Annotated in this window: 18 protein-coding genes and 1 pseudogene; 12 read left to right on the forward strand and 7 right to left on the reverse strand. The window is 43.9% G+C overall.

Features of this window, described 5'->3' with window-relative positions; translation table 11 throughout:
• Positions 1-367 (reverse strand): annotated as a pseudogene (locus BUB28_RS09925) (phosphatase PAP2 family protein); the annotation flags it as partial.
• Positions 368-790: 423 nt separating this feature from the next.
• On the opposite strand from BUB28_RS09925, the gene BUB28_RS09930 reads away from it, so the two are divergent.
• The 5 genes from BUB28_RS09930 (at position 791) to trxA (ending at position 3,020) form a co-directional block, all read left to right on the forward strand.
• Entirely contained in the window at positions 791-1,207 is a 417-nt protein-coding gene (locus tag BUB28_RS09930; RefSeq protein WP_072951088.1) for a YjdF family protein, read from the forward strand.
• A 172-nt stretch (positions 1,208-1,379) separates the two neighbouring features.
• Positions 1,380-1,586 carry a hypothetical protein gene (locus BUB28_RS09935; protein ID WP_072951089.1) on the forward strand — a complete coding sequence of 69 codons (207 nt, stop codon included), beginning with the start codon at positions 1,380-1,382 and terminating at the stop codon, positions 1,584-1,586.
• A 175-nt stretch (positions 1,587-1,761) separates the two neighbouring features.
• Complete coding sequence (locus BUB28_RS09940) at positions 1,762-1,962, forward strand: 4Fe-4S binding protein (protein ID WP_072951094.1); 201 nt, start codon at positions 1,762-1,764, stop codon at positions 1,960-1,962.
• Entirely contained in the window at positions 1,952-2,551 is a 600-nt protein-coding gene (locus BUB28_RS09945; RefSeq protein WP_072951096.1) for a 4Fe-4S binding protein, read from the forward strand. The genes BUB28_RS09940 and BUB28_RS09945 overlap by 11 nt, the downstream gene beginning before the upstream one ends.
• 160 nt (positions 2,552-2,711) lie before the next feature.
• A complete protein-coding gene (gene trxA, locus BUB28_RS09950; RefSeq protein WP_072951098.1) occupies positions 2,712-3,020 on the forward strand; it encodes a thioredoxin in 309 nt (102 codons plus the stop codon).
• Here the strand turns inward: trxA and BUB28_RS09955 are convergent.
• A complete protein-coding gene (locus BUB28_RS09955; RefSeq protein WP_072951100.1) occupies positions 3,009-3,671 on the reverse strand; it encodes a Crp/Fnr family transcriptional regulator in 663 nt (220 codons plus the stop codon). The two genes, trxA and BUB28_RS09955, sit on opposite strands and share 12 nt — an antisense overlap.
• Positions 3,672-3,696: 25 nt before the next feature.
• Here BUB28_RS09955 and BUB28_RS09960 point away from each other — a divergent pair, with 25 nt between their 5' ends.
• Positions 3,697-5,367, forward strand: coding sequence for an FAD-dependent oxidoreductase (locus BUB28_RS09960; RefSeq protein WP_072951101.1), 1,671 nt, complete (start codon positions 3,697-3,699; stop codon positions 5,365-5,367).
• 693 nt (positions 5,368-6,060) lie between these two features.
• On the opposite strand, the gene BUB28_RS09965 is transcribed toward BUB28_RS09960, so the two are convergent.
• Positions 6,061-7,962, reverse strand: coding sequence for a GLUG motif-containing protein (locus BUB28_RS09965; protein WP_072951108.1), 1,902 nt, complete (start codon positions 7,960-7,962; stop codon positions 6,061-6,063).
• 386 nt (positions 7,963-8,348) lie between these two features.
• Between BUB28_RS09965 and BUB28_RS09970 the strand changes: the two genes are divergently transcribed.
• The 3 genes from BUB28_RS09970 to BUB28_RS09980 are packed head-to-tail and all read left to right on the forward strand — an operon-like array spanning position 8,349 to position 12,450.
• On the forward strand, positions 8,349-8,975 hold the full coding sequence (locus tag BUB28_RS09970; RefSeq protein ID WP_072951110.1) for a TetR/AcrR family transcriptional regulator: 627 nt from the start codon (positions 8,349-8,351) through the stop codon (positions 8,973-8,975).
• On the forward strand, positions 8,975-10,717 hold the full coding sequence (locus BUB28_RS09975; protein ID WP_072951111.1) for an ABC transporter ATP-binding protein: 1,743 nt from the start codon (positions 8,975-8,977) through the stop codon (positions 10,715-10,717). Before BUB28_RS09970 ends, BUB28_RS09975 begins: the two co-directional genes overlap by 1 nt.
• Positions 10,714-12,450, forward strand: coding sequence for an ABC transporter ATP-binding protein (locus BUB28_RS09980; protein WP_072951112.1), 1,737 nt, complete (start codon positions 10,714-10,716; stop codon positions 12,448-12,450). The genes BUB28_RS09975 and BUB28_RS09980 overlap by 4 nt, the downstream gene beginning before the upstream one ends.
• Positions 12,451-12,843: 393 nt before the next feature.
• On the opposite strand, the gene BUB28_RS09985 is transcribed toward BUB28_RS09980, so the two are convergent.
• Both BUB28_RS09985 and BUB28_RS17275 read right to left on the reverse strand, forming a co-directional pair.
• Entirely contained in the window at positions 12,844-13,035 is a 192-nt protein-coding gene (locus BUB28_RS09985; RefSeq protein ID WP_072951116.1) for a hypothetical protein, read from the reverse strand.
• Positions 13,036-13,160: 125 nt separating this feature from the next.
• Complete coding sequence (locus BUB28_RS17275) at positions 13,161-13,319, reverse strand: hypothetical protein (protein ID WP_207647100.1); 159 nt, start codon at positions 13,317-13,319, stop codon at positions 13,161-13,163.
• 126 nt (positions 13,320-13,445) lie between these two features.
• Here BUB28_RS17275 and BUB28_RS09990 point away from each other — a divergent pair, with 126 nt between their 5' ends.
• Together BUB28_RS09990 and BUB28_RS09995 are read left to right on the forward strand one after the other, a co-directional pair.
• On the forward strand, positions 13,446-16,196 hold the full coding sequence (locus tag BUB28_RS09990; RefSeq protein ID WP_072951117.1) for a glycoside hydrolase family 9 protein: 2,751 nt from the start codon (positions 13,446-13,448) through the stop codon (positions 16,194-16,196).
• Positions 16,197-16,443: 247 nt separating this feature from the next.
• Positions 16,444-19,083, forward strand: a complete 2,640-nt coding sequence (locus tag BUB28_RS09995; RefSeq protein ID WP_072951119.1) for a dockerin type I repeat-containing protein — start codon at positions 16,444-16,446, stop codon at positions 19,081-19,083.
• Between the two features lie 992 nt (positions 19,084-20,075).
• On the opposite strand, the gene BUB28_RS17280 is transcribed toward BUB28_RS09995, so the two are convergent.
• Together BUB28_RS17280 and BUB28_RS10005 are read right to left on the reverse strand one after the other, a co-directional pair.
• Complete coding sequence (locus tag BUB28_RS17280; protein WP_072951120.1) at positions 20,076-20,423, reverse strand: hypothetical protein; 348 nt, start codon at positions 20,421-20,423, stop codon at positions 20,076-20,078.
• A 227-nt stretch (positions 20,424-20,650) separates the two neighbouring features.
• Positions 20,651-22,861: a helix-turn-helix domain-containing protein gene (locus BUB28_RS10005; RefSeq protein WP_072951121.1), complete on the reverse strand. Its 2,211-nt coding sequence runs from the start codon at positions 22,859-22,861 to the stop codon at positions 20,651-20,653.
• Positions 22,862-23,110: 249 nt separating this feature from the next.
• On the opposite strand from BUB28_RS10005, the gene BUB28_RS10010 reads away from it, so the two are divergent.
• A complete protein-coding gene (locus BUB28_RS10010; RefSeq protein ID WP_072951122.1) occupies positions 23,111-25,867 on the forward strand; it encodes a DUF6055 domain-containing protein in 2,757 nt (918 codons plus the stop codon).
• Positions 25,868-25,993 lie beyond the last annotated feature (126 nt).

Here is a 25,993-nt window from a genome sequence, read left to right on the forward strand (position 1 = left end):
AGTTTACAGGTATCATCTCAAATATGAGATAACCGAATATCACAAGGATATAGTAAATACCAAGCAGGATAATATCCTTATCAACTTTAAGAAGACTTCTCCGCTTTATAAGCTGGACAAGACCGACAACTCCGAATATCATACAGATAAAGATCGGCACAAGTCCAAGCCAGTCGGTGACAGTATACACCCACATATGAACGCCTGTCATTTTATGGAACCACACGTTCAGACCTGCAAAACCGATGTCGGTTCCGTTCTGTCCCACTGCCTGAACATCAACCGTCTGTATCAGTACAGTCCAGACTGCAAACAGTATAAGCATTATCATGCCTGTGATCAATATGTTCTTTCCGTTCTTTTTCATAATTACCTGTTCCTTTCAGATGATTGCCTTTCGGCTGATATTATGGTAACACGTGGACTGAAAAAAGTAAAGAACCGCCTCGTCACACCCATGACACGAATAGTAACATCTGCGATATTACGCCATTTACAGCGTATCTCCTGAATCTGCCGTCATGTAATTCTAATGCTATGTTTATGCTAATTTTTATTATAACCGAAAGGTGAAATTCCGTCAACCTGCAATCTTGACCAAGCCGAGCAGATATGTTATGATATATACAGCACAGAAGTGCGATCAGATGACAAAGATAAAAACGCAACGTGTACCTTCGGGTATGCCAGAGCCGGTAGGTAGCCCGGCCGTCCTGTGAATACAGGGTAAGTAACCTGCCCCTCCGGGTTGTCCGTTCTTTGTCCATAACTATTTTCAGGAGGGAAAGATATGGACAAAACGAACGGTATGCTGACGGTATTTTTCGATGAGCCTTTTTGGGTGGGAGTTTTTGAACGCTCTGAAAAGGGGAAACTCTCAGCGGCTAAGGTCACATTCGGAGCAGAGCCCAAGGAGAGCGAAGTCTGGGATTATGTGCTAAGGCATTACTACAAGTTGAAGTTCAGTCCTGCTGTCAAGGCAAAAACAAAGCAGACTGCTGACAATCCCAAACGGCGGCAGCGCAATGCACGAAAGCAGCTCAGTACCGCAGGTGTCGGCACTAAGTCTCAGCAGGTGCTGAAGCTTATGCAGGAGCAAATGAAAACCGAACGCAAGCAGATCACAAAAGAGCAGCGTGAAGCCGAAAAGCAGCGTCAGTTTGAGCTTAAACAGCAAAAGCGCAGGGAAAAGCATAAAGGTCATTGACAGCTTCCTGCAAAAAAGTCCTGACAGTTTCGGCTGTCAGGGCTTTTTTTACATTCAAATAATATTAAGAAATACATATTGTTCAGGAGATAAGATATGATTGATACAGCTTCTTTAACAGATAAAATTATCTCAGCCTTGAAAAATACATTTCCAGACAGGGTATGTTTCGTTGGCTTACAGGGCAGCCATACTCGGTGCAGTGTTTTCACTGGTAAGCACACTGTCTCCCGTTCTTTTTATCATGCTTATTTCGGGAGCACTTGCAAAAAGAATGCGGAAAGAGATACCACAGTATCTTATATGGTTCAGACTTGGCTGTTATATTTTGATGATTGCTCTGTTTGCTGCAGGACTAACAAAAGAAGCAATTAAATAACAGATATTATCGCATTTGAAAAAAATAAAATCTCCGACCATATGGTCGGAGATTTTTCGTATAACTTTGAATTTTTATTGCTTGTAAAACATTTTTTGGTTTATGATCAGCTAATGTGACTTTGTCACAGAACAAAAAACACAAAGAGTATATAATATACTCAGGAGGCGATGACATGAAACGAAAAGCTGTAATTGATAAAAGTCAGTGCGTAGCCTGCGGCTGCTGTGTAAAGGTCTGCCCAAAGGGAGCTGTAAGTGTACCTCACGGCATAAATGCAGTCATTGATGAAACGATGTGCGTAGGCTGCGGAAAATGTGCCAAGGAGTGTCCTGCAAGTATTATCATACTGGAGGAGAGAGACAATGAAAGCTAAGAAAAAATGGTACGATCACCTGTGGATATTCTCGCTTACTTATCTTATCCTCGGATTTGTGAATATCCTCTTTGCATGGCTGGGAATGATATGCTTCATTGTACCGCTTGTTATTTCTATAGGCTGGGGAAACAAGGCATACTGCAACAAATTCTGCGGCCGAGGGCAGCTCTTCTCCATGCTTGGCGGACATTTCGGACTGTCACGGAAAAAGGATATGCCGAAATGGATGAAGTCCAAGTACTTCCGCTACGGATTTCTCATATTCTTCTTTACCATGTTTTTCATAATGCTCTGGAATACCTATCTTGTATTCGCAGGTCAGCGTCCTCTCGGGCAGAAAATCAAGCTGCTGTGGACATTCAAAGTACCGTGGCACTGGGCTTATCACGGGACTCTGTTCTCAGACGGTGTGGCACAGTTCGCATTCGGATTTTACAGCATAATGCTCACATCTACCATACTTGGCTTTGTGACTATGATGCTCTTCAAGCCGCGCTCATGGTGTGTTTACTGTCCTATGGGAACAATGACCCAGCTCATATGCAAGGCTAAGAACGTGACAAAGTCACAGACCAAAGCTGAATAATGAATTATAATGAATGTAAAAGCATTCAATATAATTGATTTAAAAGCTCTTGCAGATACGCAAATCAAAGATTTGCTCCATGCATATTGGGCAATTATATCATAACGCTTCGCTTTTATGATATAATAAAGGTACAATAAAACAGAAAGGAAGTATCAATATGGCAGTTTTAAAAGTTACAAAGGAAAATTTCGCAGAGATAAGAGCAAGTGAAAAGCCTGTTCTTCTGGACTTCTACGCAGACTGGTGCGGTCCGTGCAGAATGGTGTCTCCTCTTGTTGACGAGATAGCAGAGGAGAACAGCGAGTTTACAGTAGGCAAGGTCAATGTTGACGACCAGCCTGAGCTTGCCGCAGCATTCGGGGTTTCAAGCATACCAATGCTGGCAGTTATGAAAAACGGAGCAGTTACTGCTCATGCAGTGGGAGCTCGGCCGAAATCAGCTATTCTCGATATGTTAAAGGGCTAAGTCGCGCAGACGCTTTTTGTCGAGTATCCTGATACCTTTGCGTGAGACTTCAACTATACCCTCATTAGCAAAGTATTTCAGCATTCGTGACACCACTTCACGGGCAGAACCGATGTACTTTGCTATCTGCTCCTGTGTCAGCTGAATATTATCCGAGCCGATACGCAGAGCTTCATCGTGGAGGAATATGGCAAGGCGTTTGTCAAGGCTCATGAACATTATCTGCTGCATTACCCACATAACGTCAGAAAAGCGTGAAACGGCTGTCTCAAGGGAGAATATCCTTATCTCGGGATTGCGCTCGGACACCTGCTTGAAAGCATGACCGCTGATAATACAGCATTCGCTGTCCTCCTCGGCGTCAATGGCAACTTCAAAGGTTATGGACTGTAAAACGCAGGAAGCTGACAGCATACACATATCGCCCTTATGCAGGCGGTACAGTGTTACGTCCTTGCCGTCCTCTGACATGATAAACACACGGAGACTTCCGCTGCGGACGAATATCACTCCCGAGCATTCGCTGCCGTTGTGGAGATTAGTTCCTTTTTCGTATTGGTGTACCGCAGAATTATCGCAGATATACCTACGGTCATCAGCTGATATTTTGTCCCAGAACGGGAATAATTCACTATAGATCTCTTCAAACATAACTTTTCCTTTCGGAGGTAGAAAAATGAAAACTATTATCGTAGGCGGCGTTGCAGGCGGAGCTTCCGCAGCCGCAAGACTGAGACGTTTAAATGAAAATGATGAGATAATCATTCTTGAGCGCGGAGACTATATCTCCTTTGCCAACTGTGGCCTGCCGTATTTTATCGGCGGGGAGATAACTGACAAGAATATGCTGACATTGCAGACTCCCGAAAGCTTCCGCAAGCGCTTCAATATTGATGTGCGTGTAAAGAGCGAAGCTGTGAAAATATCTCCCGAAGCTAATACAGTTACCGTGCGTAATGCCGATACAGGTGAAGAATACGAGGAGACATTCGACAAACTCATACTCTCCCCGGGAGCTGAACCAATTCGCCCGAATATCGGTGGTATTGAACTGCCTCATGTATTCACTCTGCGAAATATTTCCGATACTATGAGGATCAAAGGCTTTATCGACGGCAGAAAGCCGAGAAAAGCCGTAGTTGTGGGCGGCGGATATATCGGCGTAGAAATGGCAGAAAACCTCATAAAAGCAGACCTTGAAGTATCAATAGTCGAGCTTGCTGACCACCTTATTGCACCTCTTGACGCTGATATGGCAGCCGATGTCCACCGCTATATCAGAAGCAAAGGGATAAAGCTGTTCCTGAACAACGGTGTCACGGAGATAACTGATAAAAAAGTCATTCTGCAAAATGGCAGTATCGAAGCCGATATGGTAATAATGTCCGTAGGAGTTCGTCCCGAAACTTCTCTCGCAAAGGAGTGCGGTATCGCACTTAACTCGCGTGGAAGTATTATAGTCAACAGTCATATGGAGACAAACTATCCCGACATTTATGCTGTGGGTGATGCTGTTGAAGTTAAGGACTTCGTAACAGGCTCAGCTGCATTTATACCGCTGGCAGGTCCTGCAAACAAACAGGGAAGAATAGCTGCTGATAATATATCGGGGATAGCTTCTGAGTACAAGGGTACTCAGGGCTCTGCAGTGCTGAAGCTGTTCGATATGACAGTTGCGACTACTGGTCTTAATGAGAAGCGGGCAGCTGCCGAGGGTATAGACTATGACAAGACCTACACTTATTCAGCTTCTCACGCTTCATATTATCCTAATGCAACAAATATGTCCGTGAAAGTACTGTGGGATAAGAATACCAAGAAGCTCATAGGTGCTCAGATAGTGGGCTTCGACGGTGTGGACAAGCGTATGGACGTCCTTGCTACAGCTATCCGTTTCGGTGCAGAGGTCACTGATCTGAAAGATCTTGAGCTCTGCTATGCTCCGCCTTTCGGAAGTGCAAAGGATCCCGTGAATATGGCTGGATTTGTTGCCGAGAACGTCATAAACGGTACGGTAAGACAGTTCTTCTGGCACGATGTTGAGAAGCTTCCCCGTGACGGAAGCGTTACTCTTCTTGATGTGCGTACAAAGACTGAAATTGCCCGCGGAATGATAGCCGGATTTATCAATATCCCTCTTGATGATCTGCGCGATAACCTTGACAAGCTGACTAAGGACAAGCCGGTTTACGTTCATTGTCACAGCGGACTGCGCAGCTATATAGCCTGCCGAATTCTCAGCGGCAACGGCTATGAATGTTATAATCTTGCAGGTGGATGGAGAATGTATGAATCCGTTATCAATGACCGTACAGTCCAAGAGTATATATGTAATGAATGCAGATAGTTTTCAATAAAAAACTTTGTATTAATTATATCATATCACTGATACAATGTAAATAGAAAAACTGAACCGCCATAAGGCGGTTCACGTTTTATACCTTTGATTCTGTATGCTTCACGATCTTCGAGACCACAAGCCGACGCTGACGGATTTTCGGCAGTTTCTCATGTTTTAATAGAATCCTGTTTTGCACCTATTTTTCGAGGACTAAAGCTGATTTGACGCTTATTGCCTTTGCAGAAAAAATCTTAAAACTGTAGGAAAAGTGTAGGAAAATATAGCAGACAATTACTGTTGATGCTTCATTTTTCACTGGTTTCGACACAGGCTGCAATAAGCGAAAAGAAGTAATTCGGAAATACACACAAATTGGCTATTTTACGTTGAATCTGAACGATGCTAAAGAATACCTTTACGCGAAGTCCACAAAGCGAAGAATACTAAGCTGGCGTGATATTCACGTTAATGTGTTTATCTGAATAAAAACAATGAGTCCTCACAGTTTCGGCTGTGGGGACTTTTTCTATTGCTATTCTAAATTTAATATTAACATTTAATATTAACTAAGCATGGGGGATAAGTACTCACTTAGTTAATGTGAAACTTCATCATGTACCGATTCTTATAATAAGACCGACTGCTCTCACAATCGGTCTCATCATATACCCTATTATTGCAGCTTTTTAAATACTTTAATCAGGCTGCTGATTTTTCTTCCTCATTCTCTCCCTGATCGGAACTTTCGTACATCTTATCGGTCTTTCCTATTTTACCTGTAAGCTCAGAACCGTCATATGTAACGCTTGACTCGCAGCTTTCAATAACGCTGTTCTCAGCACGTCCTGCAACTGCACCCGGAGTTACAGCGCCTGTAATCTCGCCCTTTACAGAGCAGTCGATTATCTTGAACGCGGTTTCTTCCCCGTAGTAATAAAGTCCTGTACCGATAAGTCCTCCAACATGAGTTGCATTCGGCACATTCATTTTCACTGTGACCTTGCAGTTTCTGATAATACCGGGATATTCATGAGTTTCGATACCCTCAGTCGCAAGAGCTACATCACCTTTTGAATGTGTGCCGCTGTATCCGCAGAGACCGCCGATAGCGTGACCGCCCTTCGCTGAGATTATCTCAACATCAACTGTACAATCGCTGACACTGTCCATCATTTCAAGGCAGCCTGCAACGCCGCCAAGTCCTACAGGTTCATTACCCTCTGCAACTATCTTTCCCTTTGCTGTACAGTTTTCCATAGTACCGCCGAAGCTTCCTCCTATGATAAGGCCACCGCACTCTGCAATATCACACTGGATTATCCTGCCCGATGAGAAATCATTATTGCCGAGGACTTTTACTGTAGTGCCGTCTACCTTGCAGTCATGAACGTGATTTGTGGAACCGCCTGCAATACCGCCTATAGCATTTACACCTGCAATTTCGTTTTCACCTGTAAGGACAACATCGTGTATTTCGCCCATATTGTAGCCTACAACGCCGCCCACAGCCATTGAATACGTATCAGTACAATGGATGTTGATATTTTCGGCAGTAAGATTCTTCACTTCGCCAAGGTTCATACCGATTATGCCAGCGCCGCAAACAGGAGTATCCGTTGTATATGTTACGTTTGATATCTTGTGTCCCTGACCGTCGAACACGCCCTGAAACATACAGGAATGATCTTCCATGTTCTCAAGGTTCATTGTTCCGATAGGAGTCCATTCAATATCAGTACAGTCGATATCATTGGTAAGTACAACTGTTTTTCCTGCATATCCGTCCTTTGAACCGTCAGAGACGCTCTTTGCAAAGGCTGTGAGCTCCTCAGCTGTTCCTATTTCGATCTTATCGCTGTTTTCCTTTTCAGCCATTTCTGAAAGATTTTCCTCTGCGAAAAGTGCAATACAATCGGTGATGAGCTTTTCATCACAGTCAGCAGGTATACCTGCAGCAAGCCAGTATGCGTAAGCGCCCTTGTTGTACTCTGCTAGAGCGTCCAGATCGCTTCCGTAACGGAATTCAATGTGATATGTTGTAGCAGGAGTATCTGGCATCATCAGAAAGTATCTGAACTCGCCTGCGTCCTTATCAGAGGTCTCATAGAGATAACCGTCCATCATGCCGCCGAAAGAAAAGTCCTTAACGAATTTGTATTCGTGCTCGAACACCTTTTTTCCGCTGTCATCAAGTCCCGAGATATTGCTGCCGTTAAAAACGAACTGCTTTACGTCGTTTATGAAAAAGCAGTCGAACTGAATATTTTCAGTGTTTGTATAAGCCTTTACAGCTTCTTCGCCATAGACATTACCCATGCATGAATTTTTCAGCATTTCTGCTGTACTCTCAGCCATATCCTTGCCTACGAATTTTTCACAGTTATCTATCCATATCTGATCGTATTTAGGATCACAGATAACAGTGAACAGCTCGTCATAAGTTCCCTTTACATCTTCAAGAAGCTGATCCGCAGGCGAAAGCTTTTCGGCTACAGTTGTTGTTTCTGTTTTAGCAGAATCTGTATTGCTTGCTTCAGAGCCGCAGGCACATAATGATACCGCCATTGCCAGAACTGCTGATATAGTTACTAATCTTTTCATTAATATTCTCCTTTGTTATATTATACTAACTAAAAGATCAAATAATAAGCAAAGAGCTTATTATCGCTCCTTGCTGTATTTGCACCGTTGTATATATTATCACAGAGACCTTTTAATGTCAATAGAACCAATCAAAATTTGTTATACTATACAAACAATTATGATTGTGCTTTGAATTTTTTATGGGTTACTCCTTGTTAGGCAATCGTATATCTTCAAAATAATACTTGACAAAATCAACTGTGTATCATATAATAGGAATTCTTTTTTAGCCATAATGCCTATTTTGAAAAAACACAATTGCGGGACTTGACAAATTTGTTAGTATATGCTAATATGATAATTGCGTTATCGGTAATACAAATTTCAATGGGAGGAGGACAGCTATGTCAGTACCTGATAGAAGTATCGATCCACGGCTTCTTGCCAGTGCGCAGACAGAATTTATGAAACACGGCTACCTCAACGCGGAGCTGAAAACGATATGCGAAAATGCCGGCATCACCACGGGGGCAGTTTACAAGCGCTATAAAGGTAAGGAAGACCTGTTTTGTGCGGTCGTTGAAGATATAACAGAACAGCTTGGTCTATTTTTAAAGGAACGCTCAGACATTGATTTTTCAGCGCTTTCTGATGAGATGATATATCAATCGTGGCAAATGACCTACGATTCAATGCTTCCGTTGTTCAATTTGCTTTATGATCATCGTCAGATTTTTGTCCTGCTTATCGACAAGTCAGCTGGTACAAGGTATGAGAGCTTCAATCATGATTTTGTAATCAAAATGAGCTATGCCTATGAGCAGTTCTATGCAGAAACGAAAAAGCGTGGGTTGGCACAGGCAGAGGTTACACGGGAGGAATTTCATGTGCTGCTTTCATCGTTTTGGACCTGTATTTGCGAACCGTTTGTTCATGATATGTCTTGGGAACAGATTGAAGAGCATTGTCGAATCGTCTGTCGTTTCTTCAACTGGAGTGATGTGATTATGTTAAAGAAAGGAAATAAGTAATGTTTACTAAAATCAAACCCTATATGGGAAATTACATCAGGTACACCTATGCGGCGCTGGCGACGATGCTTATCGCTCTGATTGCCTATACAGTACCGTTTTTTATGGTGTACAGTATCATCAAGCCGCTGATAGATGGTGAAATGCTGTCGGCAGATTATTTAGCGATCCATATCGCTATAATTTTTGCATGTGAGTTAGCCTATGCTATCTTATATGTTTGGGGACTTAAATTCTCACATATCGCAGCATTCAACACACTGAAAAATCTCCGTATCTCCTTGCAGAAAAAGCTTGAGCGTCAGCCGCTTGGCTCGATTCAGGATATGGGAAATGGTAAGATAAAAAAGCTGTTCACTGATGATATCGATCAGGTTGAGTTATTGCTGGCGCACGCTATTCCCGAGGGCATCGCAAATTTGTCTATGGCGCTATTCGCTATTGTTTGTATGTTTTTTGCAGACTGGAAGCTGGCGCTGCTTTCGCTTTGCTCACTTCCGCTCGGTCTGTTTGCAATGGGCATGATGTTCAAATCGGGTATGGCAAAAATGAACGACTATTATACTGCTGCTGCGAAAATGAATGCAACGATAATCGAATATGTCAACGGCATGGAGGTTGTCAAGGTGTTCGGTCGGGACGGCGAATCCTACAAGCGCTACGAGAACGACATCAAAAGCTACCGTGATTTCACCCTTGAGTGGTACAAAATTTGCTGGCCGTGGATGGCGCTTTACAGTGCGCTGATACCGTGTGTGGCACTGGTGATGCTGCCTGTGGGAACGCTTATGGTTATCAACGGAACAACAACGCTTGCTAATTTAGTGCTGGTGTTCTGTCTGACACTGTCCATAGGTATTCCGTTGCTGAAAGCGCTGAACTTTGCAGGCAAATTCCCACAGCTCAATTACAAGGTAGATGAGATAGAAAAGGCTATGGACAATGCGCCGCTGAAAGCGAATGGCAACGTATTTTCGGGCAATTCGCATATTGTCAGGTTTGAAGATGTTCGCTTTGCCTATAAGGAACAGGAAGTTCTGCACGGCGTTTCTCTTGAACTAGGCGAGGGAACGCTCACTGCTTTGGTTGGTGAATCGGGCAGCGGAAAGTCTACACTTGCAAAGCTTCTGGTACACTACTACGATATCAACGGCGGCAGTATCACGCTCGGCGGTCAGGATATCACGGATATGAGTATTGAGGCGCTGAACGACAATATCTCCTATGTTTCGCAGGAGCAGTTTTTGTTTAACACGACGCTGTATGAAAATATCCTTATCGGCAAGCCTGATGCAAGCCGTGAGGAGGTCTTAGCAGCTGCTGAAAAAGCACAGTGCGGAGAGTTCCTTGAACGTCTGCCGAAAGGTATCGACACTATGGCAGGTGACGGCGGAAAAATGCTTTCAGGCGGTGAACGTCAGCGCATTTCTCTTGCGAGGGCGATACTGAAAAATGCTCCTGTTATCGTACTTGACGAAGCGACTGCGTTTATTGATCCCGAAAACGAAGAGAAGATGAACGCCGCTATTGCCGAGATAATCAAGGGCAAAACCGTTCTTGTCATTGCGCACCGTTTGCAGACGATAGTGAATGCGGATAAGATATGCGTCATGAAGGACGGTAATATCATCGCCGCAGACAGACACAAAAAGCTCTTGCAAAGCTGTGCAGAATATCAGAAACTCTGGAACAGCAGTGAAGCAAGAGCAAACTGGACGATCGGAAACGAGGTGAGAGCATGATAGGCATGATAAGACGCATCCTCGGCGTTTCGGGGAAATATCAGGGCAGGATATACGGAGCGATGATACTGTCGTTTTTTAAAGGTATGCTGATGAAGGTGCCTGCAATTGCAACATTTCTGATCGTATCAGCTTACATTGACGGCGAACTCACAAAGAGAGCCTGCATTTATGCGGCTATCGCACTTATGGGCAGCGTGGCAGTACAGGCAATGTTGCAGTACCTTGCCGACAGACTGCAAAGTGCGGCAGGGTATATGATATTTGCAGATATGCGCATGAAGCTTGGTGAACATCTGCGCCGCCTGCCTATGGGATTTTTTACCGAAGGCAATATCGGACGTATAAGCTCAGTGCTGTCAACAGATATGGTGTTCATCGAGGAAAACTGTATGGCGGTGCTTGCGGATATTATGAGCTATCTGTTCTCTCAGGCGATAATGATAGTGTTCATGTTTCTATTTGACTGGCGGCTCGGACTGACTTCTCTTGCAGTTACGAGTTGTATGATATTGCTTGGCAGAGGAATGATAAAAAGCGACCTTTTACACTCAAAGAAAAGACAGGATGCCTCTGAGATACAAACCGAAGCGGTACTGGATTTTACTGAAGGCATCGGAATTATCAAGACCTATAATCTTCTCGGTGAGAAGTCAAAGGAACTGACAGACAGTTTTGAACACAACTGCAAGGTCAACCTTGAATTTGAGGAGAAACACGCACCATGGGCACGCGGCGTGAACATGATTTACGCTGTCGGAACGGTGCTGGTGCTGGCAATTTCGACATTTCTGTATTTCAAGGGCGATATGTCTCTGAATTACTACATCGGTATGCTGCTGTTCCTCTTTGACCTGTTCGTGCCAATCAAGACCTTCTATGATCAGGAAGCCAGACTGACGGTCATGAGTGCCTGCATGGACAGGATAGAAGCACTCTTTGCCGAGAAAGAGCTTGATGACAGCGGTACGCAAATGCTGACTAATGACAATGCTCCCGAGATAGAATATCGTAATGTAACATTTGCCTACGATAAAAAAGACATACTCAAAAATGTTTCGTTCAAAGCTGACAAGGGCACTATGACTGCGCTTGTCGGACCTTCGGGCGGCGGCAAATCTACTATCGCAAGTCTGCTGGCACGATTCTGGGATATCCAGTCAGGTGAGATACTGCTGAGAGGTACTGATATACGGAAAATACCGCTTGCTGTACTCATGGACAATATCAGTATGGTATTCCAGCGTGTGTATCTGTTTCAGGATACTGTTTATAACAATATCGCTCTCGGCAGACCTGATGCAAGCCGCGAGGAGATCATCAAAGCGGCGAAAAAGGCTCGTTGCTATGACTTTATTATGGAATTGCCGGACGGCTTTGATACGGTCATAGGTGAAGGCGGAGCTTCGCTTTCAGGAGGTCAGGCGCAAAGGCTTTCAATTGCAAGGTGTATCCTGAAGGATTCACCGATAGTTATTCTTGACGAGGCGACTGCAAGTGTTGACGCTGACAATGAAAGCTATATCCAGCAGGCAATATCCGAACTTTGCAAGGGTAAAACGCTGTTGGTCATTGCACACAGACTTAATACAATTGTCGGTGCGGATAACATCATGGTCATCAAGGACGGACAGATAGCTGAATCGGGCGTACATGTAAGTCTTATGCAAAAGAACGGTATCTACCGTTCTATGGTGACTAAGCGTGCAGTAAGCACGGGCTGGAAAAACTAAAAGGAGAAATGCCTACCTGAATAATCAGCCATACAGGCTGCAATAAGCGAAAGCAAGTAATTCGAAAATACACACAAATTGGCTATTTTACGTTGAATCTGGACTATGCTAAAGAATACCTTTACGCGAAGTCCACAAAGCGCAGAATACTAAGCTGGCGTGATATTCACGTTAATGTGTTTATCTGAATAAAAACAATGAGTCCTCACAGTTTCGGCTGTGGGGGACTTTTTTGTTATAAAAATGACCGCAGTTTATTCCTGCGGCTTTTTTCTGATTTATGTTCGTCTTAATTTTTATGATTTGTTTTATTGTACTTGGCTATCTTTTTGAATTTCTCCTCTTTTGTAGCCAAGTATCCTTCGGCGTCTTCAGAATAAGCGTTTTCAATTTTCAGCTTTTCGTAAGATGATAGCCGTTCCTCTGAAAGTTCACCGTTTTCGATAGCGACCCGCACTGCATCATTCTGTTTTTATGTATGACATGATAAAGATCCTTTTCCTGCAAGACTACACGGCAGACAGTAAGGTCAGGGTATTCTTCGCTATATGCTTTATATACAGGCGGTAAGTTCTCTAACTTCATTTTTCTCTCCTATGTGTTCAGTGATTGCTTTTCGGAACTATGAAAAGCATTATTCCCTTTATCAACAGCAACAAGAACGCAACTGTTGCCGTATAGGGTATTCTTGCTATCAAAGCATACATCTGTCAGAACCCCATAGCAATCTTTGTTTCCTGCATTTTATCTGTTCCCACCAGTTCTTCCAGAAGCATGAACGACACAGCAGGTCCTGTCTGCGGACAGTCTTTTGGTTTGCGGCTTTGATATCGGGCTGTTGCAGGAATATATGGATGCAACTTACCCATTGAAAAATGCAACTTACTGCAAGAACAATACAGCTTACCTATAAATTGTTGACTTAAAGCGAAAATTTCCGTATAATGTAGCATATAGTACACGAAACTTTATTCATGATAGTGGAGGGGAATGACATGAAAAAGCATTTTAAGAGGATCACCGCAGGACTGCTTGCAGCTGCAATGATTGTACCGATGAACAGCGTGATGGCAGGACCGATAACTGCATCAGCATATGAACTTCTTGGGGAGACAGAATTTGAAAGCAAGATCTTGCCATGGGCGACCGCAGAATCAGGAAATGCAAAGCAGGAAGCCGATATAAATGAAGGAGCAGCTCATATCACTGTGATAAAGCCTTACGGCGAAGAACACGGACAGTGGGAGCTTCAGTTCCGTCACGGCGGGCTGACCTTCAGTAAGGGACATGAATACAAAATCAGCTTCAGAGTAAAAGCAAAGCGTGAGGGGATGGCTTTGTGTTCCTATATCGGCAGTATCGACGGCAACAGAAGAATATTTGAGCTTGACGGAAAAACAAATGATATGCATATTGGCTATTCTTACGGCGGCAGCTGGGGAAAACCTGTTTCGCTTACGAACGAGTATCAGGAATTCTCAGGTATATTCAAAGCTCCTGAGGATATTGAAGAAGAGGTTTACTGGATATTCAGCTATGCTGACGACGCTTCGGGCTTCGGTGGAAATGCAGAAGAAGGCGATGAACTGTGGTTCGATGATATGACCATTGAGGATATGTCGGAAACATCCGAAATACCTCCTGATCATGACCTTGGCATAATAGGACGAAGCAGCAGTGGTTTGGAGAATAACTACATCTCAGTCAACCAGCTGGGATACTATACAGGACTTTCCAAGAAGGCTGTTCTCAGCGATGACAAGGGAGCTTTCAGCAAGGATGCAAAGCCGATAACTCTCAGCGGAAGCTACGAGTTCGAGATAGTCAATGTAAAAGGAAATAATGTCGAGTTCACGGGAACAACAGGCGAGGCTGCGGCCGATCCCGATTCCGGTGATACCGTATGTAAGATAGATTTTACCGATTTCAACCATATCGGAGAGTATTACATCCGTATCAAGGACACTGAATGGCGTTCGTTCCCGTTCAGGATAGGGTATGATATTTATAGTGATACCGAAAACGATATGCTTACAAATGCGCTGAATTATTTTTACCAGAGCCGTTCAGGTCTGGATATTGAAAGCAAGTATATCACCTCGGGCGACAGCAGAGAACTGGCACACAGATTCAACAGGGATGAAGCTGTCGGATTTGTCAGGGATAAGTGGAGCAGTGAGTATCCCACAACTACGGAGAAAGTCGAAAACTTCACTGCAACGAGGATAGATACCGGCGGCGGCTGGTTTACAGGCAGTGACTTCGACAAGTATATGACAGAGGGCGGCAGAGCTGTCTGGATCCTCCAGAATATGTATGAGCGTTCTCTGAAGACAAAAAACTGCGGAGATAAGTTTGCTGACGGTTCGGGAATCGTTTCAGTACCAGAAAGCGGCAATGACATTCCCGACATACTCGATGAATGCAGATATGAACTTGACTTCATGTCAAAGATGAAAGTACAGTCCGATGCGAAGGAATGGGGAGATTTTGCAGGTCTGTATTATAACGATGCTCATGGAGTAGGGTTCAGTGCCAGACCGAAAGACTATGAGCATGAATATCATTCCTGCTATATCATTGACCCGCCCACATTTGCAGCAACTCTGAATTTTGCTGCCTGTGCAGCACAGGGCGCAAGACTTTGGGCGGATTATGATGCTGAATATGCAAATGAACTGCTGACTGCTGCAAAGGATGCTTTCAAGGCATACTACAGGTTCCGCTATGATGCTTCGGAGGATGAGGCTCAGAATCCGGAATCGTTTTATCAGCCTGAATACAAGAGCGAGACAAGAGCGGTCGCCGCTGACTATGATGTCAGTGATGAAGTCTATTGGGCAGCCAGTGAGCTTTACATCACCGAAAAGCAAATGGGTGGAGAAGATGCTGAGTTCTATCTGATGAATATGATGCAGCATAAAAACGCATTCAGTTTTAATTCAGGCGAAAGCGATACAGCCGGTTCTATGTCACTGATCCTGAATAAGGAACTGCTCCCCGAAGATCAGGCCGGAAAGCTGGAGGGTTCGCTCGGAGAGCTTACAGGAAATATTTTCACATTCCAGCGTGAGACCGGCTACAACTTACCAGAACTGTCAGACTACGGCTACGGTTCAAACGCTGATATCATAAACGATCTTATGCTGCTTGCGTATTCCGTTGATCAGAGTTTTGATATACACCGTCTCAATGGTATTGCTGACGGAATGGACTATCTCTTCGGCAACAATCCCATGTCATACTCGTTTGTAACAGGTTACGGCTCTTATCACGTCAAGAACCCGTCAAGCAGATACTGGTCGAATGATACCGAAGAAGATCTGCCGCTCGCTCCTGACGGATTGCTCGTAAGCGGTCCCGATGCGGCAATTGAGGATAAGTATATGCGAGGCCTTGGTTTTGGTGAGGATACCGTGCCGCAAAGGTGCTATGCGGATTCAGCTTCGGCATGGTCCGTGAATACTGTTTCAGCCAGCATAAATGCAGGCTTTGCATGGATCGTATCGTATATGCAGGATACAGCCGGTTTCCTGCCTAAGGCCCCCGATTTCGCAGGTGATGTCAATACCGACGGAACATTCGATTTATCGGATGTTGTACTGGTACAGAAATGGCTGCTGGGAGTTCCCGGCACAGAGCTTGACTGCTGGGATGCGGCTGACTTCTGCAGGGACAACAAGCTGGACGTTATGGATCTTTGCCTTATGAAAAAGGCACTTCTCGAAAAAGAAGAAAATAGTTAATGCTATCCCGCAAGGGGACAAATCAGATAATGCCGATACCTGTAAGAGGATGCTTACAGGTGTCGGTACAAAGTTCCCTTTTTCACATATATCATTCCACAGTAAACAGTTGTAAGGAGAGGGCTTGAGGAGAAACTATATAGATTTGTACTTATGATTATTTCACTACCGGGAAAACATCGATCCGCAACTAAGAAAACATTAATCTGTATCAAGAAACGCATCAATACGTAATGGAGGTATCAAAATGAAAACAAGGCTGACTGCACTCCTTATATCAGGAGTAATGTTAACGACCGCAGCGGCAGCTATGCCTGTACCGTCGGCTTACAGTTCAGAGACTGATGAGGCGCTGAAAAAAGGCGATATGAGAATAACGCTCGTTGACTATTACACAGGCAATCCAATCAAATTTGACGATTATGCCGAGCCGTCACTCTGGTCGGATATCACTTATTTAACACCGAATGGCAAAGTATCTTCCGGACCGATCTCCTATATGTACGAAAATTCCATGATATGGGAGAATATGGCTGATTATTTCAATGCGGACAGCTTTGAATTCGGCTTGAACTGGGGTGGACTGCCGGAAGGTTATTCGATTCCCGATGAATCTGTTGACCGTGCAGGCTATTTCAACGGAAAGAGCGTTCCTGACAATTTCGTCACCGTTACAAAATATGACAACGGATCTGCTGATGTTGAATTCAGACTGATAAACAAGAACAAAAGGCCTGCCGCCAAAGAGGATTATGAGTCTGTAATAGGCACTCTGCCCGACTGGACACCTCTGGATTTTGCCGACGCAATGCATTTTTATAATGAACACGGTAAATGCTATTTGGAGGACAACTTCATATGCCTTGTCAAACCTATTCTCAAATCAGAGATAGATAAGTATGGTATTCGTATATCCGGAAGTATGACAGATGTCAATACTCCGGCAGGTACAGTAAGAAAGATATATGAGGTCGAGATACCTGAAAAGCCCGATCCTTCCGATGAAAAGGCAGTACAGGAATATGAAGATTACTGCGACCGTCTTGGAATATATTCCCGTGATTACAGTTTCTTTGAAGAATATGCAAAAAAAGAAGACCCCTATGTATTTGAATTTAGAATGTTTAGGGTACTTGAAGGCTATGACCTGACGATCGAAAGCTATGAAAAAGACGGCGATGAGATCAGGGTCATGAATACATACACTTTTGAGAATACCGACGGTGATACTGTCGAGACTGATATAAACAAATGGCTGCCCGATTGTAAATCTGAATGTCATTTCTTTGCAAGTCCTGCAATTTATGGAAACTACATTGCATACCACTCAACAGAAAAATATTATCCTGGTACTGTTCTTAAAGTTGAACAAAAGGGAGAAGGTGCGGTTGAAAAAGAGTATGAATCTGAATGTTCAAGTTTTTCACTTGTGCCGTCAGACGGCGACGAACCCGAATATGTAAGAGTGTATAAACCCGTTGCGGACGGCAGGCTCAACATAAGATTTATAGTCGGCAAAGAGGGAGAGGAACCTTTCGATCAGGCGGAATTTGACTGCGGGATAAAAAACAACTGCTCGGAGATAATAAACTATAAAGGACATACAGTCTTTACATTTATCGACAAAGACACAGGTGAACTTATTCCTGAACCAAAGTCCGGCGAAAAATTCTTTTTCATAGGCAATTATTTCCGTGAACCGCTGTCAGGTCAGATATTCAGTATCACATCAAATCCGTGTGCTATAAAAACATTGCACACATACAATAAGAATGATAACTATACTTTCAATATGAAAACAGCGTCAGGACGTTATGATCTGCCCGAGTTTGAAGTAACATCCGAAAATTCAGATTGTATGGACATAACCTGCAAACTGAAATGGATACCGGACGGAGATGCAAACAATGACGGAGAATTCAGCATTGCCGATGCTGTTCTGCTGCAAAAATGGCTGTTATCAGATAATGAAACAAAGCTGAACGATTGGAAAGCTCTTGATTTCTGCCGTGACAATACAATTGATGTATTCGATCTTATCCTTATGAAAAAGCAACTTACAAAGAAAAATATCACCGAATATATAGAACCTGAAAAAAAGAACTTATACGGTTATCCGCTTATCGTCGAAAAAGATGATCTGAAAATGTATCTTGGCCCCGATGAAAATTATCCTTGTGTCGCAGCATTACCGAAAAATACTGAACTTTACGAAATCGGCTATAATACAGATAACGATAACTGGCTGTTTACCGAATATAAAGGAAAGTCAGGCTGGGTAAGGACTATCAGCGAAAACGGTGAATGGAACGTCAGATTTTTAGAAATGGCTGATAAGCCTGTTATTTATCTATATCCCGAAAAGGAGACGGATGTTCATGTTGAACTTGAACTTACAGAATCCGAACTTTCGACAACTTATCCGAAGTATAATAACGGCTGGGATGTTACAGCTTATCCTGACGGTTCACTTCTGAACAAGGCTGACGGCACACATCACAAATACCTTTTCTGGGACAGCAAAAACTGCCGTACAAGATTTGATCTTTCTCAGGGATTCTGTGTTGCAGGAAGTGATACCGAAGCTTTCTTCAAGGAAAAGCTATCGTATATGGGAATGACCGAAGAAGAAATGAATGAATTCATTGTATACTGGCTGCCGAGAATGGAGCATAACAGATATAATCTCATTTCGTTCCAGGGCGATGTATATACCGAGTCTGCGAAACTGAACATAACTCCGCAGCCTGACAGCTTATGCAGGATATTCATGGCATATGTTCCGCTTGAAAATGCTGTTGAAATTGAACCGCAGCAGCTTGACACCTTTGAAAGAAACGGATTTGCAGTTTTGGAATGGGGCGGATGTGAAATAAAAAGCCGTTGAATATTAGAAATATTAAATAGCGAATACACATGAGACTTAAAAACTTCCTGATAGCTGTTAAAGATATCGGAAGATAAGAAGTCGATAGAGACACTGACGTTGGTTTCTCAAAACGTATTGACAAAATTCTATATGTGCGATATAATATAGAAAATCTTCAATGTGAAGTGAGAAAGTGGAGCTTTCAAACGAGCAGATCACAGTAGTATTCAAAGCCCTGTGTGATGAAAACGGAGTACAGATATTCAGAATTATGCTGTAAATGAAATGTCCGTGGGAACACGGACATTTTATTTATAGTATATATAGATAAATTCGAATATATTTATCGGAGATGAATTATGACACACACAGAAATTGCAAGTGAGCTTTTCTCAAAGCGGTATTACTGCTCTCAGTCGGTGCTGGCAGCATTTGCCGAGGAGCTTGAAATGACAAAGTAACAAGCTCTTAGAGTAGGCGCTCGTTGTCAATGAGAAGCTCGTTTCATCCGGTAAAACTCTTAAATCTGCGGAGATATTAAAGATAATAGGCAAATGACAATATTTAAGGCAGCCGTAATGGCTGCCTCTCTTTTACGTTCCTGATTTTGTTCTATGCAATTATAACAGCTGACAATGGAGGACTTTTACAGCATCATATTTACGGCTAAATATAGCCGTTTATCGATTAAATTGTGATTGCCACCCTATCCGCAGTACAGGCTGCAATCAACGAAGGAAAGTAATTCGGAAATATACTCAGATTGGCTATTTTACGCTGAATCTGGATGATGCTAAAGAATACCTTTACGCGAAGTCTACTAAGCGCAGAATACTAAGCTGGCGTGATATTCACGTTAACGTGTTTATCTGAATAAAAAACAATGAGCCCTCATAGCTGAAGCTATGAGGGCTTTTTTGTTCCAGAAAAAACTTTTGAGTGAAAAAAGTGGTATAAGTGGTAAAAGCATTTTTGTATGCTATGTAGTATTAGTGAAAGACAGTCATAACTTACTGCTCGCATTCAATGCAGTGATTCTCACAAACTTTGCAATATAGCTTTATTTGACCTTTATCCCAGTTGATTCTGTCCATCTGAATCATTTTCTCATCTTTTCCCCAACATACAGCGCAGTAGCACACCTTTTGATTATCACCTTGCAGTGTTAAATACGGCTGTTCATGCCTAACAAACCTTTGCTCCGTTTCTTTGGATTTTTGTAGTTCTGAATTCTCTTCGCGTAGTTTTGCTATTTCAGTCTGCATATCCAAGGCCTGTGAACTTAAATCAATGAGTTGTTTGTAAAGCTCGACGTTATCAGCTTTTTGTGCTAGTGCAGGACTCCCGTCCCTAGGCATGATCTATAATGAATTCAGCGTTAACACCAAATTCCTTGTATAACAGAGCCTCCGGTAGCATGGTGATACCCTGCATATCATAGACTCCGTATTTTGCTAGCCTTGCGGCTTTAATGAATGGATATTCGACTAGCTTAATGACATTAGCCATTACTGCGGAGCTTTTTATAATTTATATTAATAAGCATGGGATGTTTGGCGCTAACAATCAATGGCACAACATCCCATTATTGCCTTTCTCTGTATTCAGATGGAGACATTCCTGTCTTCGCTCTGAACTGACGCATGAAGTGAGTAGCGTTCTGATATCCGCAGGAAGAGGCAACCTCGCTGACACGCAGATCGGTCGTTAACAGAAGCTTCTTTGCCATACCTATACGTGCTTCAAGCAGGTCATCAATATAACTGACCCCGAAATGCTCCTTGTACAGTTTCTGAACATAGCTTTTGCTGATGTTCAGCCGTTTGGCGAGTACAGAGAGACTCCAGTCAAGCTCAGGCGCCTTGTGTATCTCACGCCTGAGCTTTTTGAGCTGACTGATACCTGTAAATCCCTTTTCCGCAGGCATACTGCTGCTAAGCGACTCCCACAGCTCAGAGAGACATTTCTCAGCCGGATATGACACCTCTCCGCAGACATAGTACGGCTCAGGAAGAAATGCAGCCGCCGAACCCTCCTGCATTTTGCGTATGAGTACTTCAAGCTGTATCATCAGTTCTTCTGCATAGTATTCAGGTGTTTCTTCCTCAAGAGAAAAAACTATTGCAAAAGTTATTTTGTCGAGACGTGCAGTCTGATACTTCCGTCCTGATATCAGACGTATCGCATTTGCAAGCAAAAGCTCTGACTGAAGTACGTTATCGGTCATTATACTGCTGCTCATGTTGTTCGGTGAAGCCGTAAGCATAGCGATAGTAACGAGCATTATGCCGTTATTTCTGCTTGTCTGCTCCTGGTTCTCGAGATAAAGCAGCAGCCCTTTTTTGCTGAGCATATCAGTCATCTTATCGTACATTGAAGCTTCTTCTACCGTTTTTTGCAGATACTCCGCATATAGTCTGTGCCGCAGGATACGCAGACCGTTTGCCACGGAACTCAGAAGGTTGAAAAGCATGACCGATGCCTTGAAGTCTGCTGCTTTTTCATAGACAAATCCGCAGTATCCGAAAACCTGTGATGCGGCGTGCAGCGGCAGAAGTATCAACAGAACAGGTTCATGAGGCTTTGCAAGCATTGGCACTATTTGTGACGTAGGAAACAATGAGCCGCTTTTGCCGTCCTTCCATGCCTCCTTTGTAACAGCACAGAGCATTTGTCCGGGATATGGCTTTGTACGGTATATATCCGGCTGTTCAGGTTCGCTGTCCCAATCGGGAAGAATGCAAAGATGCAGTGAGCGGTAGCTTTTGATTATGTGTGCTGTCTGGTCAACGATATCAGTCAGCTCAGAGAGAGACTCAACGGCTGAAGCTCTTGTTATAACATCAGCATTGATTCGCATTTCGAGCATATCGCTGACCTCAGTGTCACGCCGAATCTGCTCACGTACCTGTAGTGCTGCTGTCTGATAATCAGCCATTTTCTCTACACATCCGCAGCTTGCACCATAGATTATGTGTAAATCGTTTCCAGAGTCCGGAACCGGCATCCCTCCGCTAATTCTTAGCAGTTTTTCTGTTCCGGCTCTGCCCGTTTCTGACATAATACCGCCTATCGTAGTAATAGAAGGAAAATTTGATATCGCAATGATATGTCCGTCGAAGCCGGTTACAATGATATCGCCGGGGACATTGATGCCGCCTTTCTGCAGAACATCACATAGTGTTACTGCCATTATGTCATTTGCACATACAACAGCATCAGGACACTTCCTTTTGTGATGTATTAACTCATTACCAAGCTCCTCTGCACGCATCTTCCAGAAGTCTCCATAGAATATCTCATGTGTACAGTTGTGTTCATTTACTGCGCGGAGGAAACCGGACATACGCTGCTCTGAATCAGGATTGCCTTCATGTCCGGCAAGAAACATCAGTTCTCTGCACCCGTGCTTTTCTATCAGGTGACACGTCAGCTCATATACAGCATCATCCTGCGGTACAGAGACAGTTTCAAAGCCAAGGGAACTGCCGCCAAGGTCAATGCACGGAATTCCGGTCCGCCTTATCTTTTCCGATATCATGCGGCGGACGCTCTCTTTGACGAAATACTGCGAAGCGATCAGCACTCCGTCCAGTGCAGCTCGTTCAAGAAGACAGTAAATGCTTTCTTCTCCATCCATTATCTCACTCTGAACGTGAAATTCCAGTCCGTTTGTCATAGTTGTCAGCACTATTACATCACAATCCGCGGCAGAGGCAGTTTTGAAAATGCCATCAAGAAGCTGTGTCTGCAGATCGTCTGTTATCGAAGGTATTACTACACCTATACGTTTCATGATACCGCCTCCTTTTCATTTATTATACATTACGATGCTGCTTTCTGTCAACAAGGATTCTGTATTATGTCAGTCGGAGTGTTTAAAATGTTATTGAAAAGATAAAAATGTCATGCTATCATATAAGTGACAGGAAAAGCATATGCAGTGTGCAGGGAGCGGAGTATCGGATCTTCAGGCACCTTCTCCCTTGCCGACATGAGGAAAAACGGTAATAGGCATACCGTAATACTAACGGAGGGATCATTGATGTTCAGATCAGCAAGAAAAACAGCAGCGACCGTATTGGCGGCGGCGCTTTCATTAAGCACAGTACCATTATCAGCTTGCATTGAAACTGCCGGAGCAGCTGATGCTCTGATGACGCGGGATATATGGTGTGCAAACGAAGATGTCAATCGCTGGGAATCAGAACATTTCCAGTTCATCTGGGGCAAAAACGGAGCTGATTCAGCGAAGATAACCACACAGTTTCTCAAGGAAAATGCTAAAAACCTTGAAGCCTGCTGGGACGTCTATATGAACGACCTTTCCATGGAAGCTCCTACACAGTCGGTAAATCTGGCTCTCCGTGACGGAAACAGATACAAGGTCAATTTCTACATATCCGGTACCGGCCTTAAGCCATTCCCGGATGACTGGGCTTATATGGGATATGACAATCAGGGTTATGCTTTCATGTTCTGCTGCGTGGGTGCTATGCAGAACTCTCCTAATCCTTCATGGGTGCTCCCACATGAGTTCGGCCATGTCGTAACAGCTCATCAACTCGGCTGGAACGAAAATAAATACGTATCTTCTTGGTGGGAGGCAATTGCCAACTGGTATCGTGAGCAGTTTCTCTATTCCGATTACTACAGTAGTCAGTGGGGGAATGTGAACGGCATAACCGATTACTTTGAGACCTATATGAAGAATCTTTGCTTCACGCCGATACTTGGCCGTGATAATTACGCTTCATGGGCATTTTTGCAGTACATCACCGAAAACCCGGATGATCTTCCCGGCTATGGCAGCAGCTTCGTCAGAGACCTTATGCAGCAGGGTAAGCGTGATGAATATCCATACATAGAGATAGAGCGTATATCAGGTGCAGATATGAAAGACACCCTCGGTCATTATGCAAAGAGACTTGCAACACTTGACCTTGCTCACAAGAAGGACTATCAGTCACGTCAGAACGAGCTTCTTGCACGAGGCGAGTGGAACTGGGGAGAGATATTTACTATCCTTGAAAATACCATAGGCATGGAGGACTATTATACCGTTCCGACCGAACGTGCACCTCAGCAGTTCGGCGTTAACATCGTACCGCTCGAGGTTACGGGCAGCAGTATTTCCGTCACTCTTGAAGGACTGACAAAGACCAATGGCGCAGACTGGCGGGCTTGTATCGCAGTTGAACAGAAGGACGGTACCACACGCTATTCTGAGCTTTTCAAAGCTGGAGAGACTATGAATATGGATTTCGGCAGCAATGACTCTGCGGCGTATCTAACCGTCACAGCTACACCTGACATTTCAGTCTGGCAGCAGACAGGTGTTCCTTGGGCGTATGGAACAGGTGAATTTGATGAAGCTCATGCACCGTTTCTCAGCAAGACACGATATCCATGGGGAGCAATTATCACGGGTGCAGGCATAAAGCAGACTCAGAACGATGCTGCAGCTGTACACGGTTCGCGTCATCCGAACGGAGGAGGATTCGTTGCTTCAACAGCTAAGGTCGAGCCATCTGTTTACGTTGGTGCTGATGCAAAGGTGCTTGGATATTCAACCGTCAGTGGCAATGCAATAATTGACGGCTATGCTGTAGTCAGCGGAAATGCAAAGATCTCAGGCAATGCTGTCGTGAAAGGACACGCTGTTGTAGCAGAAAATGCAGTTGTTAAGGATAATGCTATAATAGCTGATAATGCCGGTGTAATGGGATCGGCAGTCATCTCCGACAATGCAAGAGTTCTGGAAAGTGGTCTTGTTTTTAACACGTACACGGTCAGCGGGAATGCGACTGTCAAGGGAGTTGCATATTGTCTGAGCAATGGCTCTGCAACAGGGCAGGCAATGCCTGACGGCGATTACTATGATGACTCCGGCAGAACGATACAAAAGGGTTCCATGTATGGCTGGACGAGCTACGATGAATATGCACAGAACCGCCCCTATACTGACGGCCAGATGGCGGCTCTGGAATTTGCTGCCGACAGCACTGACATTGCAGCAGATGAGTATACCTCAACATTCGGTATTTCTATTGGTAGTCCGGTATGGAGCAAGGCTATGACCTCCGGCAAGGGAGTGCTTACCTTTGAGGGTTCGGATGAGCAGTATCTGCTTGCAGACAGTTCCTATACTGCACTTCACACTGCAGAATATCAGACAGCTGTCCTTCTTCGGAGCAAAAGTAGGAGCGAACTTTTCCGTTTCGGCTCAGAGGATAAGGGAATAACACTTGTAGCTGAAAACGGCTCTGTTGCACTTTATGGCGTAGATCAGTGCGTGAAGGTCAATGAAGCATATAAACTCGGAGAGTGGATAACTGTCAGCGTTCTTATTTCGGACGGAAAGGCGACTCTTAAGATCGATAACGGCAATGAGTTGAAAACCGAAACCGCAGAATTTTCTGCTGAGCCGATTGATGTTATCGGCACGAATGATGTTTATCTCATTGGCGCAGGTATGAACGGCTCTATGGACTATTTCCGTGTATATAACAAGGACGTCCCCGAGGCTGATTATTACTACACCGAAAAGGAAGACATACAGGATGTGACAACTTCCGGTTATGTTGGTGATCTCAACAGTGACGGCAGCGTAGATGTGTTTGATTTCGTACTCATGAAAAAGGCAATTATTGACAAAGACACCATCAGCAGTAAAAATATGCTTGCAGCAGCTGATGTGAACGGTGACAAGGAGATCGGTATCGCAGACCTTGTTCTGTTGCAGAATTATCTCCTTGGCAAAGACAAAAGCTTTCCGGTTGGCGGAACATATACTGTCTGAAATATATATTCTCATGTAAACTATCATTCCTTTTGTCAATAAATAAAGGAAAGAGGCCTTGCTGCTAATGTCATTAAGCTAAGAAACTAAAGTGAATGAAACAGGAGTATGAAAAATGAAAGATGA

It is taken from the genome of Ruminococcus flavefaciens, from assembly GCF_900143025.1.
GTDB classification, from domain to species: domain Bacteria; phylum Bacillota; class Clostridia; order Oscillospirales; family Ruminococcaceae; genus Ruminococcus; species Ruminococcus flavefaciens_I.

Bases quoted from the DNA above. Each gene is read 5' to 3' on its own strand.
- BUB28_RS09990 (WP_072951117.1), top strand. From the start codon at position 13,446: ATGAAAAAGCATTTTAAGAGGATCACCGCAGGACTGCTTGCAGCTGCA.
- BUB28_RS09930 (WP_072951088.1), top strand. From the start codon at position 791: ATGGACAAAACGAACGGTATGCTGACGGTATTTTTCGATGAGCCTTTT.
- BUB28_RS17280 (WP_072951120.1), bottom strand. From the start codon at position 20,423: ATGCCTAGGGACGGGAGTCCTGCACTAGCACAAAAAGCTGATAACGTC.
- BUB28_RS09940 (WP_072951094.1), top strand. From the start codon at position 1,762: ATGAAACGAAAAGCTGTAATTGATAAAAGTCAGTGCGTAGCCTGCGGC.
- BUB28_RS10010 (WP_072951122.1), top strand. From the start codon at position 23,111: ATGTTCAGATCAGCAAGAAAAACAGCAGCGACCGTATTGGCGGCGGCG.
- BUB28_RS09955 (WP_072951100.1), bottom strand. From the start codon at position 3,671: ATGTTTGAAGAGATCTATAGTGAATTATTCCCGTTCTGGGACAAAATA.
- trxA (WP_072951098.1), top strand. From the start codon at position 2,712: ATGGCAGTTTTAAAAGTTACAAAGGAAAATTTCGCAGAGATAAGAGCA.
- BUB28_RS09985 (WP_072951116.1), bottom strand. From the start codon at position 13,035: ATGAAGTTAGAGAACTTACCGCCTGTATATAAAGCATATAGCGAAGAA.
- BUB28_RS09980 (WP_072951112.1), top strand. From the start codon at position 10,714: ATGATAGGCATGATAAGACGCATCCTCGGCGTTTCGGGGAAATATCAG.
- BUB28_RS09965 (WP_072951108.1), bottom strand. From the start codon at position 7,962: ATGAAAAGATTAGTAACTATATCAGCAGTTCTGGCAATGGCGGTATCA.
- BUB28_RS10005 (WP_072951121.1), bottom strand. From the start codon at position 22,861: ATGAAACGTATAGGTGTAGTAATACCTTCGATAACAGACGATCTGCAG.
- BUB28_RS09945 (WP_072951096.1), top strand. From the start codon at position 1,952: ATGAAAGCTAAGAAAAAATGGTACGATCACCTGTGGATATTCTCGCTT.
- BUB28_RS17275 (WP_207647100.1), bottom strand. From the start codon at position 13,319: ATGGGTAAGTTGCATCCATATATTCCTGCAACAGCCCGATATCAAAGC.
- BUB28_RS09970 (WP_072951110.1), top strand. From the start codon at position 8,349: ATGTCAGTACCTGATAGAAGTATCGATCCACGGCTTCTTGCCAGTGCG.
- BUB28_RS09975 (WP_072951111.1), top strand. From the start codon at position 8,975: ATGTTTACTAAAATCAAACCCTATATGGGAAATTACATCAGGTACACC.
- BUB28_RS09960 (WP_072951101.1), top strand. From the start codon at position 3,697: ATGAAAACTATTATCGTAGGCGGCGTTGCAGGCGGAGCTTCCGCAGCC.
- BUB28_RS09995 (WP_072951119.1), top strand. From the start codon at position 16,444: ATGAAAACAAGGCTGACTGCACTCCTTATATCAGGAGTAATGTTAACG.